Here is a 17,895-nt window from a genome sequence, read left to right as displayed (position 1 = left end):
CCCCGCCCCTGCCGTATGCGGTAGGGGTGGGGCTCCGTCGTGCGGTAGCTCACCAGAGCTACGGCGCGCCGCCGGATTCGCTGCTGGCGCCGCTGTCGAGGGCCTGGCCCTCGCTGCCGCCGCCACCTTTTCCACGGAGGCTGCCAGATCGCCGACGGCGACGCTGGCGGGCACTCTGGCGGATCGCCCGGCGGGCGTTCGCCATCGTCTCTTGTCTACTGTCGGCCCGGGGACCAGCCCGGCGTCGACGCCTCCGGGCCACGATGACGACCAGCACAAGTGCGATCAGCAGGGGCAGGGCGACCCACCCGAGGTGAATCTCGGACATGCCTGGAGAGTAGCGACTCCAGTCGATGACCGGAATCGGAGAGGTGGGTGCTCGGGGCCGGTACGGTCAGCTACCGGACTGGGCTGCCGCGAGCAGGTAGTGCAGCACGTCGGTGGCCGCGTAGTCCTCCCCGAAGCGCCGGTGCAGCTCGGTGAGGACGCCGATGTCCTGGCCGATGGTGATGATCGGCGGCTCGGTGTCGTCGCTGGCGCGTCGCTGGCCCAGGCCGATCGTGCCCATGAGCCCGTTGCACAGGCAGCGGCTACCCGTGGTGTCCTCCGCCGCGCCGCCCTTGCGGATGTAGTCGTCGACCGGCTCGGCCGGGCACCGGAAGCCAATCCGGCCGGTCGGCCGCAGGTACGGGGTGCGCAGGTATCCCAGATCGCATCGGCGAGCGCGGGCCTGGTAGATACCTGCCTCGGCGGCGGTGCCCTCCAGCTGGGCGATCTTGAAGGGGAAGCCGGTCGGGGAGGCGGCCGGATCGTTCTGGATCGCGAGCTGCCCGTCGGTGGCCCGCTGGAGCAGCTGTCGCCGCAGCTGGGGGTTGATTCCGGATTCGCGGCAGAGGGCGAAGGCGGTGCCAACCTGAACCCCGGTGGCTCCGGCCGCCTGGGCGGCGGCCAACCGCCGTGGGTCGGCCTGCCCGCCGGCGACCCAGAAGGGCAGCCCGGCTGCGGCTACCTTGGCCAGGTCGATCCGGTCCCGCTCGCCGTAGACGGGCTCGCCGTTGTCTCCGAGCACCATTTTGCCGCGTGGCCGGGCCGAGTGGCCGCCCGCGGTGGGTCCTTCGAGGACAAAACCGTCGGGGCGGGTACGGGGGCTGCGGGCAAGGTAGGTGACCAGGGATGCGGCGGAGACGATGGCCAGGAACCGCGGCCGTGGAAGGGGCGGCGGTAGCTCGCCGGTCAGGTCAGGCGGGTTGAAGGCGACGGTGTGGGCTTCCCCCGCCGGGCTGCCCTCGACGGCGACGGGCAACTGGACGGGCCGGTGGTGGGTCAGGGCGTCGATCAAAGACGGGATCTCACTGGGTAGGCCGGCACCCATCAAGATGTAGTCGACCCCGGCCAGCATCGCTCCGTACACCGCGGCGGGAGTGGCGAGCTGGATCTTCTCCAGGTAGTTGATGCCGACGACGCCGCGGTGGCCCTGCTTGGCCAGGTAGACCTCGACGAAGTTGGCGACCACGGCCAGTTCGTTCGCGTGTCGTCGGGGCCGCATGCTCAGCAGTGGTGCTGGTCGGAACGGTTTATCGGCGGGGATTCCCCCCGGTATGTAGTAGCGGTCCAGCACCCGCTGGGCGACCTCCGGCACGGGGAATTCGCTCAGCGCCTGCCGGAGTGTGCCGTCCTCGTCGCCGAGTTGTAGCCGGCGGGCCAGTGCGGCGTCGAGCGCGACCCCGGACACCACTCCGAGCTGACCGGCGGCGGATACGGCGGCGGCCAGCCGCCAGCTGGAGACACCGACGCCCATCCCGCCCTGAATGATGATCGGAAGTCCCACCTGATTCCTGCCCTTCAGCCGGCTCTGTCGGCACTGGCAATCCTGTGACCTGCCGGTCGGGGGGCGACAGGGCATTTGGTCCTGTGCTCGGGTGGGCCAGGTCACGAGGGGCCCTCCGGCCGGAGGCTGGGTCAGTGGGCGAGCACCGACAATTCACCAGCATTTGTCTCATTTAGGGGTTTTTTCGTCTTCATGTTCTCCTGGGGTCAGTGTCGGTTTAGCGTCCGAGATGGCTGCTACCGATTGCCTGGTAGCCGAGGAAGCCTGACCGATCCTGGGTTGGTCCTTCCTCGCCGTCAACGGGGAAAGGACATCGACACCGCGATGAACCATCAGCATCACACCCACGAACCCGAAACCGATCGCCCGGACGGGCGTCGGTCGCGGTCGCGGTGGTGGGCGGCCGGCCTGGCCGGCGTGGCTGGCCTGGCCCTCACCGCCGTCGGCGTCGCGGCGGCTCCGGCCGCCGGCTCTGCCGGAGGTGCCACCAGCGCGGAGACCCAGCCCGGGGACGGCCACCGGGGCAAGGGCCAACCGGGCCAACCCTCGTACGAGGAGAAGAGCAAGGGCGATGAGGAGAGAGGCAGGAAGGGACAGGGGAAGACGGAGAAGCCGAAGGGCACGCCGGTCCCCTGTGACCCGGATGCGTTGATCGCGGCGATCACTCTCGGCAATGCCCGCGGTGGTGCGGTGCTCGACCTCGCGAAGGACTGCACCTACCTGCTGACCGCTGATGTCGGGGATGGTGCTGGTCTGCCCGCGATCACCTCGCCGATCACGCTCAACGGCGGTAAGAACACCGTCATCGAACGCGCCGCCGCGGTCGAACAGTTCCGGATCCTCACCGTCGAGGCCGACGGCGACCTCACCCTCAACCACCTGAAGATCACCGGTGGCCAGACCGACGGCAGTGGTGGGGGAGTCCTCGTCAACGCTGGCGGAGCGTTGACCACCAATCACAGCATCATCACCCGCAACATCGTCCAGGATGACGGCGAGGGCGGTGGCATCGCCAACCTGGGCGTCACCCAGATCAACCATTCCAAGGTCAATTGGAACACCACCAGCGAGGAAGGCGGTGGGATCTTCAGCACCGGCCTCTTGGAGATCGTCAAGTCGCACCTCGACAACAACACCGGCGACCAGGGCGGTGGCATCTACCAGAGCGGTAGCACCGTCACCGTCAAGGGTGGCAGCATCTCCGGCAACCAGGCGTCCGACGGGGGCGGCTTCTATCTGGTGGGCGGAAGCGGCAAGCTGACCGGCACCAAGGTGGCGAAGAACACCGCCAGTGGTGACGGTGGTGGCGCCGTGGTCGCCGAGGCCGGGCAGTTGACGCTGCAGAAGGTCGGCCTCCTCGACAACTCCGCGCTGTCCGGTGCGGCCGGCGGCCTGTTCGTGGAGGATCCCGAGATCGGCAGCACCTACGCTGTCGTCGAGGACAGTCTCATCAAGAACAACACCGCGGCCGACTTCGGCGGGGGCATCGACAACTCGGGCGTGACCGTGCTGCGCCGCACCCAGGTCATCGGCAACCAGGCCGACCAGGGCGGCGGCATCTACAACACCGGCACGTTGCGCCTCTTCACGACGAAGGTGGTCAAGAACATCGCGATCACCCTCGGCGGGGGCATCTTCAACAGCGCCGGCACGGTGGAACTGAACACCGCAACCGGCACCGTGGTCGTCAAGAACCGGCCCAACAACTGCGTGGACGTCCCCGGCTGCGCCGGCTGACCCTCCGAGCAGGGCACTTGGGTTCCGCCCCACCGCGAGTACGCGGTGGGGCGGAACCCCGTTACAGCCACCTTGGCGATGACCGTAGCCCCGCGCCCGATCCTGCCCTGTCGTCCCTCGCCGGGCGGGTGTGACCAGCACGGTGTGCTGCGGCGCTCTGGGGCAGGATGATCAGCTAATCGGATTGCGGTAGGCGGCATCCCACGTCTTGCGGCCCAGTAGCCCGTCCCTGCTGAGGCCCTGATCCGCCTGGAACGCTTTGATCAGCTCGCGGTGCTCCGGGCCGTACCTGCCGTCGTGGCCGTTTCGGCGGAGGTACCGCTTTCCCTTGCCAGCGGACCAGCCTCGACGGGTGAGCTGTTTGGTCCAGATGGCGAGCCACTGGCGGTCCGATTTTCCGTTGAACTTTCGCCGATACTGGCCCGACACCGACCGATCTCCTCCGCTCCGGGAGCCGAAGTAGTAGCCGCTCGGGAGGGGGAATGGCACCGCTGGCCCCGGTGCGGGTCGGACCGGTGTCGGCTTCTCGGGCTCGACGGGTCCCGGCTTGCCGAGCTGGTCGAGCTGCCAGTTCGTGTCCCGTACCGTGTCGGCGGCCTGGGTGAAGTCCGAGTTCACGTGGCAGTGGGTCGTGTGCCGGTTCGAGCCGGTGTAGGTGTGGGTGGCGAAGTTGTGCCGACGATGCCAGATTCGGTCCTTGTAGATGATGTACCGCACCCACCACAGCGCGCCGGAGCGAGCGAGCTTCACCCACAGCTGCACGACCTGTTCCATCGTGACCCCGCCCGGGTCGCGCAGGTCGGCGTCGAAGTCTCGGGCCCGTACCTCGTCGAGCTGGTCGCCATCGCGATGCTCCGCCCGACCGGTCCGGTCCGGGTTGTGGCTCGACGGGGAGCTCTGGTGGGAGGTATCGCCGATCGAGCCGTCCGATTTGGTATCCCGACTGGGGAATCGTCTGTTGAGTTGATCACGGGCTTCGTCCAGGTTCGGTACCACCATCCAAGCCATCGATCTTCACCTCCACAACTGGCCAGTCGGTCTGCTCAGGGTCGAGCCATGGATCCGGGGTCTGCATCCCGATGTGCTGCTCCGGGTCCTCGTTCGGGACCGGGTGCGGGTCGGTGGCGGACATGTTCCTCCCTCAAATGCGATGCAATTAGATCGGCGGGTACGCCCAGCGTTTTCGGCACGAGCGGCGGGATCATGATTCCTCCATGAATCACGATCTCGGGCAATTTATAATCGCCTGCCGATGATTAATCGATTCTAGCGGCCGCGTAGCTCATGGGCATGATCAAAACGTTGTCGCAGCTTGCTCTGTGGGTGGGTGGCGGACATTGATGCGAGATGTGAATCAACATTCTTGATCGCGGGTGCTGTGCCGGGCGGGTCGGTGACCGTCGGGGTGTGTCGCAGCCACGATGCTCGTCGCCCTATTCATGTTCGCCGGCGTTCGGCGCGCGGTTGTCCCGCGGGCTGGCGGCCGGTCGGTGGCCGGTGGCGTGGCGGTCCCCGGGCCGCTCCTGCCTGGCCGTTCCGCGTCTGGGCTGGGGAAGGGAGCCGAGACTGCGACGAGCTCTGACGCCCCCGCTCGTGACCCCGGCCCGGTGAGCCGGATGGGGCGGCGCCGGCATTTGTTTTAGTCGAAGCCTCAGTTCTGCTGAGCGCTAATTTTCTTGCAGCTGGTTGGCGGCGGCGAGATGCTTCCCGGGTGTCCTTCCGAAAAGCAGTCCCTACTGTTATTCGGGCTTCGCCCTACTGGCCGGTGTTGCGGCACCGCATTCTGCGGAGACTCTTCCCGGGTTTCGTGTTGTCGGCTCTGGGCGACGGCATGAGCCTGGTCGCGGTTAGTTGGCTTGCCCTTCACTTGGCCCCGTCGGAGAGTAGGGCCACCTGGGCTGCGGTGGCGATCGCCGCGTACACCCTGCCGGGGGCGCTCGGATCGGTGCTGTTCGGTCGGTGGCTCGGTGGCCGCGGCGGTGCCCAACTGGCCGCGTGGGATGCGGTTCTGCGGACCGTGATGCTGGCGCTGATTCCGGTTGCGCATCTCGCCGGAGTGCTGGGCATCTGGCTCTACACGGTGTTGCTCGGACTCTCCGCGCTGCTGCGGTCGTGGGGGTCGGCCGGTCGCTTCACGCTCATCGCCGAGCTACTCCCGCCGAAGCACCGCTTGGCGGGTAACGCGCTCATCGGTCTCCTGGTCGAGGCGTCGGTCCTGGTCGGCCCGGCCCTCGCAGCGGTGATCATCGGGATTGGCGGCCCGGTCGTCGTCATTGCCATTGACGCCGCGACGTTCGCCGTCCTGGCGATCACCTACCTGCTCGCCGTGCCGAAGGTGGCGCGTGCTCCGCGCGGAGCACGGAGGTCGTCCGGTCTTGCCGGCTTCGTTGCGATCTCACGCGACCGCGGCATACGTGGTCTCTCCATCCTGACCTTCGGCTTCTTCTTCCTCTACGGGCCGATACTGGTGGCGCTGCCGGTCCACGTCGGGGCGGCGTCCGGCGACTCGGCTGGAAGGCTCGCCGCGTTTTGGGTGGTCTTCGGTGCCGGCGCGATCGTTGGCGGTTTGGCCGCTGGCTACCTGCGGCGCTGGCGACTGTGGCCGGTCACCATCACCATCGTGCTGGCCTGGAGCGTTGCCCTGCTGCCGCTGGGTGCCGGGGCGCCGACGGGGGTGGCGCTCGTCATGTTCGCTGTGGGCGGGCTTGTCTGGGCCCCCTTTCCCGCTACCACGATGGCCCTGTTGCAGGCCCGGACCGAGGCGAGCACGAGAGCTCCGGTGATCGCCGCGTACAGCGCGATCGCGACTCTCTCCGTGCCGCTCGGCACCCTTGCCGGCGGACCGATGATCACCAGCTTCGGCGCCCAGCCCACCATTCTCGGCTGCGCCGGACTGACGCTGGCCCTCGGCTTGGTGGCGGCAACTGTCGCGATCGGCCGGGCTCGCCGGCGGTCGGACGGTCAGGCCGCGGCCGAGCCCCGGCCCAGCATGGAGCCGGCAGCAAAGGGGACGTAAGATATGTTCATTTTCATCTGGTTTGGTGGATTTAATCGCATTTAGGGCTTCGTGTCGCCTCCCCTTGTTTAGCGTGCGGTGGCTGGTATCACCCGACGGGTAGCTGAGGAGTGACCTCGACTGGCAACCCGACTGGGTGGTTCCTTGCCGTGCACGGGGGAAGGACATCGAGACCGCGATGAACCATCAGCGCCACGCCCAGGGAGAGCCGCCCGACCGGCCGGGCGAGAAGCCAGCGCGGCCATGGCGGCGGCGGTGGTGGTTTGTCGGGTTGGCAGGGGTGACCGGGCTGGCGCTCGCCGCCGTCGGGGTGACCCCGGTAGGCGAGACGATCAGGCGCGCCCTGCCGGCCGTTGGCACGTCCGGGACCCCGATTGACGGGCCGCCCGCCGACGACCGTCGGGACGAAGGCAGCGGTGCGGCCGACAAGAGCGACGCGGGTGGGGGCGACGGGAAGCAGGGGGAGCTGCGGGCCGGCAAGCCGGTCCCCTGCGACCCCGATCGGCTGATCGCCGAGATCGCCCTGGCCAACGCCGGCGGTGGTGCCGTGCTCGACCTCGCCGAGGGCTGTACCTATCTGCTCACCGCCGACCTCGGTGGCGCCGGTCTGCCCCCGATCACCACCCCGATCACCCTCACCGGCGGCAGGAACACCACCATCGAGCGGGCCGCCGCCGTCAACCAGTTCCGGATCCTCGCCGTGGCCGCCGGTGGCGCGCTCACCCTCAACCAGCTGACGATCTCCGGCGGCCACGCCACCGAGGGCGGCGGAGGGATCCTCGTCAACACCGGTGGCGTGCTGACCGTCAACCACAGCGTCGTCCATCGCAACATAGCCGACGTCCTCGGCGGCGGTATCGCCAACAACGGCACCGCCCGGGTCAGCCACTCCAGGGTCGAACGGAATATCGGGAACCAGCGCGGCGGTGGGATCTTCAGTGCCGGCCCGCTGGAACTCGTGCAGTCTCACGTCCGCGGAAACCTCGCCGACCTCGGCGGCGGCGTCTTCGCCTCGGACAGCAGCGTGACCGTCCAGGGCGGCAGCATCGCCGACAACCGGGCGCAGTCGGTTGGTGGGTTGTTCGTCTCCGGCGGCATCGGCACGGTTACCGGCACTCGAATCACCGGGAATCTGAGCCAGTCCGACGGCGGCGGCGTCCGGGTCGGTCTCGGCGGGCAGCTGACCCTGCGGTGGGTGCGCCTGACCGGCAACACCGCACTGTCCGGTCTGGCCGGTGGCCTCTTCGTCGAGGGGGACATCGGCGGAGGAAGCTACGTCGTCATCGAAGACAGCATCATCAACAACAACACCGCGATGGCTGCCGCCGGCGGTGGAATCTTCAACGCGGGGCAGACGGTGGTACGACGTACCCGGATCATCGGCAATCGGGCCGACCGGGGTGGCGGCATCCACAACTCCGGGACGGTCAGCCTCGCGGCGACAAAGGTGGTCGACAATCTCGCCGTCACCGACGGTGGGGGAGTCGTCAACGACGGTGGCACGGTGGACCTGAACACCGCTACCGGCACCATCGTGATCAGGAACCGGCCGAACAACTGCGTCGATGTCGCGGGCTGCGTCGGATAGTCGCCCACCATGCCGTAATCGAGTGTGATTGCTCGTCTGTAGCCCGGCTCTCGGCGCTCGTCGTAGTCGGGTTCACGTCGTGAGAAGAGGTACCTCGACATGAATCGCGCCTCCGGAACCGGCCTGGCCGCTCCGGTCCTGTCCGTTGCTCCCGTCGTCATCCCGGCACCCGCCCGGACGGTGGATCTCGAACTACGGGTGTCGGCGCCAGTGACGGGCTCGTCCCGGCCCCTCGTCCTGTTCTCGCACAACCACGGGCCGTCCAACCTCTCCTCGTGGCGCGGGTACGACCCGCTCGTGGAGATCCTGGCAGCCTGCGGTTTCGTCATCGTGCAGCCAACGCACCTGGACTCGTTGGCTCTCGGGCTACGCGAGGCGGACGCTGCCGAGGCTCCGCTCTACTGGCGTTCGAGAGCGACCGACCTGTCGTTTGTCATCGACAATCTCGACGCGGTCGAGGCCGCGGTGCCCACGCTCAGCGGACGGGTCGACCGGGCACGGATCGCGGTTGTCGGGCACTCGGCAGGCGGCCACACCGCTTCCCTCCTCCTCGGCCGTCGCCTCAACGATCCCACGGACGGCTCGATCGTTGATCTGTCCGACCGCCGGGTTCGGGCCGGAGCGATCCTCTCGGGCCTTGGTCGGGGCGGCGATGCCCTGAGCGAGTACGCGAGGGAAAAGTACCCGGTTCTGCAGACGTCTGACTTCAGCACGATGACCACCCCGGCACTTGTGGTCGCGGGCGACCAGGACTGCGGGCCGCTCAATGTTGTCGGCGCCTCCTGGCACCGGGACTCGTACACCTTGTCTCCCGCGCCGAAGGCCCTGCTGACCGTGTTCGGGGGCGAGCACAGCCTCGGCGGAATCGTCGGCTTCGGTGCCGCCGAGACCACGGATGAGGACCTGGGTCGGGTCTCGGCGGTGGGAGCAATGGTGGGTGCCTACCTCCGCACCGCACTCGGGGTCGACGGCGACGCCTGGAGCCGGGCGAGGAGGGAGCTGGAGTCTTCGCCCACGCCGCCGGGAAGCGTGATCGACAAGTAGCGAGTGGGCGGCGTTCTCCGTGGTTGCGCGGATTGGCCGGGCCGGTTGTGTGCGGTAAGCGGTGATAGACAATCTCTGGGATGAATTTTCAGGTTCATGTTCATCTGGGGCGAATGTCGGCTTAGCGTTTGACTGTCGGCTACCGCCGGTCCGGTAGCCGAGGGACACCACGCCGGGTTGGCCCCGGCCGGCGGAGTTCCTCGTCGTTCAGGGGAAGGCACCGGCACCACGATGCGGTATCAAGACCACGACCAGGGGGGTACACCGGAGCGTCCGGCCCGTACCCGGCCATGGTTGGTGGCCGGGGTGGCGGGCCTCCTGCTCGCCCTGGTCGCCCCTGCCGCCATCGCGGGCCCCGGCACCGGAATCGATGAGCAGACCAGGCCGAAGGGCACGCCGGTCCCCTGTGACCCAGACGCGTTGATCGCGGCGATCACTCTCGGAAATGCCCGCGGTGGTGCGGTGCTCGATCTCGCGAAGGACTGCACCTACCTGCTGACCGCTGATGTCGGGGATGGTGCTGGTCTGCCCGCGATCACCTCGCCGATCACGCTCAACGGCGGTAAGAACACCGTCATCGAACGCGCCGCCGCGGTCGAACAGTTCCGGATCCTCACCGTCGAGGCCGACGGCGACCTCACCCTTAATCACCTGAAGATCACCGGTGGCCAGACCGACGAGGACGGCGGGGGGATCTTCGTGGCCGCCGGTGCCGCCCTCACCCTGAACCACAGCAGAATCGTGCGCAACATCAGTGCCCAGGAGGGCGGCGGCATTCGGAACGCGGGCACCGCCACCATCACCCACTCCTATCTCGAACGGAACACCGCCGGCACGGGTGGGGGCGGGGTCGCCAGCACCGGCGTTCTTGACCTGCGCTCCTCCACTGTGGGCGAGAACGTCAGTACGAACGGCGGGGGTATCTCCAGCGCCGGGTCCGTTGTCGTTGTCGGCAGTGCGATCACCGGAAACCGGGCGACCTCCGTCATCGGCGGCGGGCTGCTCGCCACCGGAGGAAGCGCCCTGCTCACCGACTCGCAGGTGCTTCGTAACTCCTCCAACACCGAGGGTGCCGGGGTCGTCGCTATCTCCGTGCAGCTGCACCTGCGGCGGGTCGTCATCGCCGACAACGCGGCCCGCAGCGGGGGCGGCGGACTGATCATCAACAGTACGTCCTCCGCGACCGTGCGGCAGAGTCTCATCCAGGGCAACACCGCCAACACCGATGGCGGGGGCGTCTTCAACGCCGGCGCGTTGGCGCTGTTCGACACCGAGATCCGGGGCAATCAAGCCACTCGGGGCGGGGGTGTCTACCACGATGCCGACGGCACGCTCACCCTCTACACCTCCACGATCAGGAAGAACACCGCTGTCGCCGACGGTGGCGGAATCTTCAACGAGGCGGGTGGAACAGTCGAGTTGAATACGGCCACCGGCACCGTGGTGAGCGCGAATCGGCCCAACAACTGTGTCAATGTCGCCGGCTGTCCGGGCTGAACCCCGGCGAAACTCCCATCAAACAGTGCGCCAGTTGTGAACCCAGAGGTGATCTTCCAATGTGCGGGATAGCAGGCTACATCGGCATCAGCGCATTCTGGGGTGAGCCGGTGCTTCGCCGGATGGCCGACGCCCAGGTCCACCGGGGCCCCGACGGCGACGGCTACCTGACCGACGGGCTGATCGGGTTGGCGCACCGACGGCTGGCGGTCCTCGATCGAGCCGGTGGGAACCAACCGTTGCACTCGGCGGACGGCCGGTGGGTGCTGAGCTACAACGGCGAGGTCTACAACTATCGGCAACTGCGCGCGGAGCTGAGCGATCTCGGCCATCGATTCACCACGGAATGTGACACCGAGGTGGTGCTCGCCGCGTGGATCCAATGGGGTCGGGCCGCCTTCGACCGCTTCAATGGAATGTTCGCCCTGGCCATCGCCGATCTGGAGCGTGGCGAGGTGGTGTTGGCCCGGGACCAGTTCGGCATCAAACCGCTGTACCTCGCCGAGGACGGAGACGGACGGGTCTTCTTCGCCAGTGAGATCCGCCCCCTCTTCGCCGCCGGTGCGGTCACGCCCAAGCCCGATGACCGCACCATCTACCGATACCTACGGTTTCGGGTCCACGACGACACCCCACGGACCTTCTTCCACGGGGTCACCCGATTGATGCCGGGGGAGATCGCCCTGCTCACCGCGGACGGCGCGATCCAACGCTCCACCTACACCCGCCTCTACGACGACATGGACGCGCTGGCAGCGGCGCCGACCCCCTATGACCGGTCCGCCCAGGAGCGGTTCCGGACGGTGCTCGACCGAGCGATCCGGGCTCGACTGGTCAGCGACGTTCCGGTCGGTACGGCCCTCTCCGGCGGGCTGGACTCCTCGACCGTGGTGGCCAGCATTCATCACATGCTGGCCTCCGCCGAGGACACCTGCCGGCCGGTTGGTGCGACGCAACAGACATTTTCCGCGGTCTTCCCGGGCGAGCGAAACGACGAGGAACGCTACGTCGACGCGGTCGCGGCGACCTGCGGCGAGGCGCTCCAGGTGCACAAGGTGCGCCCGACCCCGGACCGCTTTCTGGTTGATCTGCGGGACTTTGTCCGAACCCAGGAAGAACCGGTCATATCCACCGCACCGTATGCGCAGTACTGCGTGATGCGGGAGGCGAGTCAACATGTGACGGTGATGCTCGACGGTCAGGGCGCCGACGAGCTGCTCGCCGGCTACCTGCCCTACTATCTGGTGCACCTGCGCGGCCTGCGCGGTGGCCGGGTGGCCGGAGAGCTGCTCCGCTCCGTCGATGTGCTCTGGCGCCTGGGCCGCACCCGGCTGACCGACGTCGCTGGTCGGCGGCGCCGGACACCGCCCGTCAACCTGCTGGGTCGGACCTTCGCCGAAACCTATCGGTACGAGCGCTTCCCGTCGGTGCGCAATGACATCAAGGCCCGGCTGACCGCCGACCTCTTCCGGCACAGCCTTCCCGCGCTGCTCCGCTACGAGGATCGGAACAGTATGCGATTCTCGGTCGAGGGCCGGGTGCCGTTTCTCGACGCCGCTCTGGTGCGTACCGTGTGGTCGTTTGACCCGTCCGCGATTATCCACCACGGATGGAACAAACGGGCCCTGCGGGACGCGACCGTCGACCTGCTGCCCCGGCTGGTTCATCGACGGCGCAACAAGATTGGCTTCACCACGCCCGAGGACAGCTGGTTCCAGCGCATCAAGAACGACGTGTACCTGATCTTCGCTTCCCGGTCCTTTGGTGCGCGATCCTACTTCGACCAGCCAGCCGTGCTTCAGGCATTCGAGGAATACGTCGCCGGCCGGGGCGGTGTGGACACCATGACGTTCTGGCGGATGCTCAATATCGAACTGTGGCTGCGCGAGTTCATCGACCCGAGACCGGCCAGCGACGCGGGCACCTCCGAGTCGGCGGAGCCAGCCCGGGTCGCGGCCCAGCGGGGTACCGGCTCGGACACCGACCAGAGTGCAGACCCGCTGCCGAAACCGGACTTCGTACCCAACCAGGGGAAGGAGTTGCTGACGCCCGGTGGCGCCTGGGCCCGGTTTCCGCTGCGTACCGACCTCATCGCCGCCGGGGACGATGTCCCCGTGCTCGCCGTCAACCGGGTCGGTGAGTTCTACAAACAGGGGGCGGAGGTGCCGTTCCCCGTCCAGCAACTGGCAACCGCCGGACCCTGGTACCTGTTTGTCAGCGAAAAGGTGGTCGCGGTCGCGCAGGGACGAATCTTCAAGGTGGCCGACATCAGGAGCGGAGCCTGGGCGCGCTTGCTGTCGCGAGGTGTCCGGCGAACCCCGTACGGCATCGGGCTGGGGCATCCGGCCACGATGCAGCTGGCTATCGAGGAGGCGGGGCTGCCCCGCATCCTGGCCGCCGCAGCAGTCGGGGCAGCTGGGAAGGTGGTCCGGCGGCGGGGACTGTTCTACCGGGTCGCTGGTCCGGCGGTACGCGCCATCGACGGGCCCACCGAGTACTCGGCCTACCCGGCGAACATATCGGCGAAGCTGGCACCGCGTGATCCGGATCGGGTCGCCCGGGACATTTCGTCGGCGATCCGGGCGGCCCTGCCCGCCGAGTTCGCGGAGCGGTTCGGCGGCACAGTGATCATCGATGCCAATGACCTCGGTCAGGACATCCTGGGCCAGGACGCCGACCTACCGGACGCGGCGTTGGTGGAGGCGTTCGTTGACAACCCACTCGGCCAGGCCCGCGAGCAGACGCCGTTCGCGGTTGTGGTGGCCCAGCACCAGCGCGGGGTCGCGGGCCACCGTGGCGACCACCGGGTGTGTCACACCGGGGGCTGAGCCGGCACCGCCGATGCCACCCCGAGGTAGGGGGACATCGGCGGTGGTGGTGCGCCGGTCGAGGTGCCTCAGCCGATGAAGCCCTCGGCCTTCATCCAGTCGGAGACGACCTGGGCCACCGGCTCGCCCTGGACGTCGATCTTCTCATTGAGCCCGCGCAGGGTCTCGTCGTCGAGCTTGGCGATCACCGGCTCGAGGATCGTCAGGATGGTGCCGTACGACTCGGCGGTCTCGCCGTTGAGGGTGGGAGCCGGGTTGTAGATCGGGAAGAAGCTCTGGTCATCCTCCAGTACCCGCAGGTTCAGGTGGCTGATCCGGCCGTCGGTGGTGAAGACCTCGCCGAAGTTGCAGGCCTCGCCCTTCTTCGTCTCGGTGTAGACGACGCCGGTGTCGACGACCTTGACGTTGTCCTCCGAGACGTCCATCCCGTACGCCGCGGTCATTCCGGGCCACCCGTCGTTACGCCCGACGAACTCGGTCTCCAGGCAGAACGTCGCCTCCTGCGGGTTGCTCTCGGCGAACTCGGCCAGGTCGGAGAGGGTTGTCAGATTCCACTCCGCGGCCTTCTCCTCCCGCAGCGCGATGGCGTAGGTGTTGTTCGCGGGAGCGTAGGCCCCCCAGACCACGTTGTTCTTCTCCTTGTCCTCCTTGACCACGGCCGCGTACTGCTCGGCGGAGTCCTGGATCGGGTCGGTGTGGTCGAGGTAGGTGATCCACGCCGTACCGGTGTAGTCCCAGTAGACGTCGACATCGCCGCTGAGCAGGGCCTTGCGGACGTTGACCGAGCCCTTGATGTTGGTCTGGTCCTCGACCTCCGCCCCAGCGGCGGTCAGCGCCTGCATCGTGATGTGCCCGAAGACGATGTTCTCGGTGAAGTCCTTGGAGCCGACCACGATGGTCTGGCCCTTGAGGGTGGCGTCCTCCTTGATTGATCCCTCGCCGACCGCGACGTCGGTGCTGGGGTCCTCAGTCGTCACCGAGCAGCCGGTGAGCGCGAGGGCGACCACCGCGGAGCCGGTCGCCAGACGGGTGAGTGCGGTTCGATTTCGCATCGTTACCTTCCTTGGGGTAGTGCGAGTGTCGGTGGTGCGCAGGTGCGGGATGAGGCCACTCAGTCGAGCCCACGGGGCCGGAGCAGGTCGGAGATCACTCCGCCCAGCCAGTCCAGCGTCAACGCCAGAGCCGCGGTCAGGACTGCTCCGGTGACGAGGATCGTTTCGCGTTGGAGCTTGATCCCGGTCACGATCAGCGAACCCAGACCTCCGGCGTTGATCAACGTGGCAAGGGTGGCCACGCCGACGGCGAGGACGAGTGCGGTCCGCACCCCGGCGAGGATCACGGGAACAGCCAGCGGAAGCTCGATTCGGAGCAGGACGGCTATCGGTGACATACCGATGCCCCGTCCCGCCTCGATCAGGTGGCGGTCCACCTGGTTGATCCCGACGATGGTGTTCTGGAGTACCGGGAGGACGGAGTAGGCGACCAGGCCGATCAACGCGGTCGAGGAGCCGATGCCGAGGAAGATGCTCAACAGGACGAGTAGCCCGATCGCGGGAGTAGCCTGGCCGATGTTGGCCAGAGCGGTGGCGAAGGGAGCCAGCCACCGCAGGGACGGACGGGTGAGCAGGATGCCCCCACCAACAGCGATCGCCACGACAAGCACAGTGGTCTGCGCGGCCAGCGTCACATGCTCTCCGGCCGCCCGCAGTAGCTTGTCGGCCTCCAGGGCACGCCGTTCGATGTCGTCCAGATCCGTGGCGCTGACCCAGAGGTAGGTGGCGAGCAGCACCGCCGCGAGGATCGCCGGCATCGGGGCGTGTCGCCGCAGGAGCCCGCGCCAGCGGGACGGCGGGGTGAGCACCGTCGCTGCGGCCTGGGTCTCGGCGGCGCTGCTCATCGCTGCTCCGGGGTGAGCTCGGCGGCGGGGGCCACGGCCGAACGTTGGTCGGGAACCCCGGAACCCGGTTCGCCTCGTTCGGGCGTGTGGTGGATCACCTGCATCAGGCCGTCGAGCGTGACCGTGCCGGCGTAGCGGCCGTGCTCGTCAACCACGACCGCGGCGCCGTCGCGGGAGGCGAGCATGGCGTCCAGGGCGTCGCGGAGCGTCGCCTGTGGCTCGACCGTTGTCACCGTCTGGCCGGCCTCGTCAAGGGCGTCCGGGCGAGCGGCCAGATCGTGGGCGTTGACCCAGCGCAGCGGCCGATTGTCCGCGTCCACGGTCAACGCCGAGGAGCCTTCGGTCTGGTCCAGCTGGCGCTTCGCGCCGTTGACGGGCTTGTCCAGTTGGATCAGCGGGACGTCCTGCCACGTGATCGCGTCAACCCGACGTAGGTCGAGCTGCTTGAGTCGGGCGCCGCGGCCGATGAACTGGGCCACGGTGCTGTCGGCGGGTTGGGCCAGCAGGTTTTCCGGAGTGTCGAACTGCCGAATCTTGGACCTCTCGCCGAGGACAGCGATCCGGGTGCCCATCTTGATCGCCTCGTCGAAGTCGTGCGTGACGAAGACGATCGTCTTGCGCAGCTGTTCCTGCAGGCGGAGGAACTCGTTCTGCAGCCGGTCCCGGGTCATCGGGTCGGTGGCGCCGAAGGGCTCATCCATCAGCATCACCGGCGGATCCGCGGCGAGGGCCCGGGCCACCCCGACGCGCTGCTGCTGCCCACCGGAGAGTTGGCGGGGCAGCCGGTTTCGGTAGATGGCCGGCTCAAGGCCGACGAGGTGGAGGAGTTCGTCGGCGCGGGCCTCGATCCGCTTGGCGTCCCAGCCGAGCATCTTCGGCACCAGCCCGACATTGGTGGCGACGCTCATGTGGGGGAAGAGCCCCACCTGCTGGATGACATAGCCGATCTGGCGGCGCAGGTCGTTGCCGTCCAACGCGGTCACGTCGGTGCCGTCGATGAGGATCCGGCCGCTGCTGGGCTCGATCAGCCGGTTGATCATCTTCATGGTTGTGGTCTTGCCGCAGCCGGAGGGGCCGACCAAGACAATGATCTCGCCCTGCTGGATCGTCATTGACATGTTCTCGACGACCGGGGCTTTCTGCCCTCGGTAGAACTTGTTGACCTGCTGCAGGTCGATCATTACGTCGTGGCTCATTCTCGGCCTCCGAGGGAGGGGGAAGGTGCTGCTGTGGCGGGCGTGAGCGTGGGGCGGAGAGTCGGGCGGGTGCGGAACAGCTTCGGGCGTTGCCCGGCCTGGGTGAGCTTGCCCAGGAGCGCAAGGGCCACGTCGACGGTGAGGGCCAGCACAATGACGCCGACCGTTCCGACCAGAGCCTGGTTCAGGGAGTTCACGCCGCCGAGATTGGCGAGGCCGTCGAAGATCTGGTGGCCCAGACCTGGGCCCTGTACATAGGCCCCGATCGCGGCGATCCCCATCGTCATCTGGGTGGACACCCGAATTCCGGTCAGGATTACCGGCCAGGCGAGGGGAAGCTCCACAGTGGTCAATGATCGGACTCGGCCCATGCCGATACCCCGCGCGGCCTCGGTCAGGGCCGGGTCGATCTCGGTCAGGCCCACAATGGTGTTTCGAAGGATTGGTAGCAGGGCATACATGGTGAGGGCCACCAATGTGGGCGTGTAGCCCAGCCCAAGCGGTGTGATCAGTAGGCCGAGCAGTGCGAAAGACGGGATGGTGAGCATGGCCGCGGCCATGCCGGTCGCGACGGCCCGGGCACGGGGGTGGCGGTAGGTCCAGAGGGCGATCAAGACGCCGATGACCGTCGCCAGGGCGACGGACATCAGCACGATTGTCGCGTGTTCGAGGGTCTGTGCGAGTAACAGCTCACGTCGGCTCTGTAGAAATTCGAGGAACGTCATGTGTCACCTGTCACCTCCTGCTGTGGCAATCGTGGGCCCGGAGATCAAGGAGCGGCTGGGTGGGCCGTGGCGAAAGCGGGTCAGCCATCAGCGAGTGGTGATCAGCCGATGGTGGCAAGGGGGCCCGACCATGGGCTGAGCCGCGCGGCTCAGGGAGCCCGGGCTCGCGTCGGTTCGAAGCCGCCGTCCTCCCTTGCCTCGTCAATTCGGATCACAATCTTAACTCAACGTCACACCAAGGACTGGACGCCCTCGAGGGCATCGAGGGTGGGATGTGGGATAGACCGGGCGAAACACGCCGATGGCGCTCGTCGATCCGCGCCATCGGTTGTTGTCCCGCAGCTTGGTGCAGCGGCGGGCGTTTGGCGGGGGTGAGACGTCCGCCCCGGCTGTGGTTCGGGTGGCTCCCGTGCCGTGCCGCCCCGATTCGGTCCGTATGGGTGTCAGAACGTTATCTTGCGTTCCTCGTCCTGTGATCTCTCTCGTATCGGCAGGTCAGGAGGCGTGCGCGTTGACGGGGTGCCGGAAAACACGAGGTA

13 protein-coding genes are annotated in these 17,895 nt (G+C 67.7%); 6 read left to right on the top strand and 7 right to left on the bottom strand.

Translation table 11 applies throughout. The features are described 5' to 3' along the window. Nucleotides 1-58: 58 nt before the first annotated feature. Entirely contained in the window at nt 59-328 is a 270-nt protein-coding gene (locus SALPAC3_RS0106200; RefSeq protein ID WP_018810211.1) for a hypothetical protein, read from the bottom strand. A gap of 66 nt (nt 329-394) precedes the next feature. Further along, complete coding sequence (locus tag SALPAC3_RS0106195) at nt 395-1,828, bottom strand: nitronate monooxygenase (protein ID WP_018220400.1); 1,434 nt, start codon at nt 1,826-1,828, stop codon at nt 395-397. Between the two features lie 324 nt (nt 1,829-2,152). Here SALPAC3_RS0106195 and SALPAC3_RS0106190 point away from each other — a divergent pair, with 324 nt between their 5' ends. Next, the gene (locus tag SALPAC3_RS0106190; RefSeq protein WP_018220399.1) at nt 2,153-3,565 is read left to right on the top strand and encodes an autotransporter outer membrane beta-barrel domain-containing protein; all 1,413 of its coding nucleotides are present in this window, start codon (nt 2,153-2,155) and stop codon (nt 3,563-3,565) included. Nucleotides 3,566-3,736: 171 nt separating this feature from the next. Here SALPAC3_RS0106190 and SALPAC3_RS0106185 read toward each other — a convergent pair whose 3' ends face one another. After that, the gene (locus SALPAC3_RS0106185) at nt 3,737-4,573 is read right to left on the bottom strand and encodes a peptidoglycan-binding domain-containing protein (RefSeq protein WP_033774819.1); all 837 of its coding nucleotides are present in this window, start codon (nt 4,571-4,573) and stop codon (nt 3,737-3,739) included. A 757-nt stretch (nt 4,574-5,330) separates the two neighbouring features. Here SALPAC3_RS0106185 and SALPAC3_RS0106175 point away from each other — a divergent pair. The 5 genes from SALPAC3_RS0106175 (at nt 5,331) to asnB (ending at nt 13,538) form a co-directional block, all read left to right on the top strand. Continuing rightward, nucleotides 5,331-6,581, top strand: coding sequence for an MFS transporter (locus SALPAC3_RS0106175; RefSeq protein ID WP_026185285.1), 1,251 nt, complete (start codon nt 5,331-5,333; stop codon nt 6,579-6,581). 178 nt (nt 6,582-6,759) lie between these two features. Next, nucleotides 6,760-8,169: a right-handed parallel beta-helix repeat-containing protein gene (locus SALPAC3_RS0106170; protein WP_033774818.1), complete on the top strand. Its 1,410-nt coding sequence runs from the start codon at nt 6,760-6,762 to the stop codon at nt 8,167-8,169. A 99-nt stretch (nt 8,170-8,268) separates the two neighbouring features. Continuing rightward, the gene (locus SALPAC3_RS0106165) at nt 8,269-9,213 is read left to right on the top strand and encodes an alpha/beta hydrolase family protein (protein WP_018220394.1); all 945 of its coding nucleotides are present in this window, start codon (nt 8,269-8,271) and stop codon (nt 9,211-9,213) included. A 231-nt stretch (nt 9,214-9,444) separates the two neighbouring features. Further along, nucleotides 9,445-10,710 (top strand): hypothetical protein, encoded by a 1,266-nt coding sequence (locus SALPAC3_RS0106160; protein WP_026185284.1) that lies wholly within the window; start codon nt 9,445-9,447, stop codon nt 10,708-10,710. Nucleotides 10,711-10,769: 59 nt separating this feature from the next. Next, nucleotides 10,770-13,538 carry an asparagine synthase (glutamine-hydrolyzing) gene (gene asnB, locus SALPAC3_RS0106155; protein ID WP_018220392.1) on the top strand — a complete coding sequence of 923 codons (2,769 nt, stop codon included), beginning with the start codon at nt 10,770-10,772 and terminating at the stop codon, nt 13,536-13,538. A 68-nt stretch (nt 13,539-13,606) separates the two neighbouring features. Here the strand turns inward: asnB and SALPAC3_RS0106150 are convergent, their stop codons facing one another. Genes SALPAC3_RS0106150 through SALPAC3_RS0106135 form a run of 4 tightly spaced genes read right to left on the bottom strand, consistent with a single transcriptional unit; the run spans nt 13,607 to nt 17,356 of the window. After that, nucleotides 13,607-14,590, bottom strand: coding sequence for a glycine betaine ABC transporter substrate-binding protein (locus SALPAC3_RS0106150; protein ID WP_018220391.1), 984 nt, complete (start codon nt 14,588-14,590; stop codon nt 13,607-13,609). 59 nt (nt 14,591-14,649) lie between these two features. Continuing rightward, on the bottom strand, nt 14,650-15,435 hold the full coding sequence (locus tag SALPAC3_RS0106145; RefSeq protein ID WP_018220390.1) for an ABC transporter permease: 786 nt from the start codon (nt 15,433-15,435) through the stop codon (nt 14,650-14,652). Continuing rightward, complete coding sequence (locus SALPAC3_RS0106140; protein WP_026185283.1) at nt 15,432-16,631, bottom strand: betaine/proline/choline family ABC transporter ATP-binding protein; 1,200 nt, start codon at nt 16,629-16,631, stop codon at nt 15,432-15,434. The genes SALPAC3_RS0106145 and SALPAC3_RS0106140 overlap by 4 nt, the downstream gene beginning before the upstream one ends. After that, on the bottom strand, nt 16,628-17,356 hold the full coding sequence (locus SALPAC3_RS0106135; RefSeq protein ID WP_018220388.1) for an ABC transporter permease: 729 nt from the start codon (nt 17,354-17,356) through the stop codon (nt 16,628-16,630). Before SALPAC3_RS0106135 ends, SALPAC3_RS0106140 begins: the two co-directional genes overlap by 4 nt. Nucleotides 17,357-17,895 lie beyond the last annotated feature (539 nt).

The organism is Salinispora pacifica DSM 45544 (assembly GCF_000378845.1).
In the GTDB taxonomy this organism is placed as follows: domain Bacteria; phylum Actinomycetota; class Actinomycetes; order Mycobacteriales; family Micromonosporaceae; genus Micromonospora; species Micromonospora pacifica.
The sequence above is the reverse complement of the archived record's forward strand: the minus strand, read 5'-3'. Positions and strand labels throughout refer to the sequence as shown.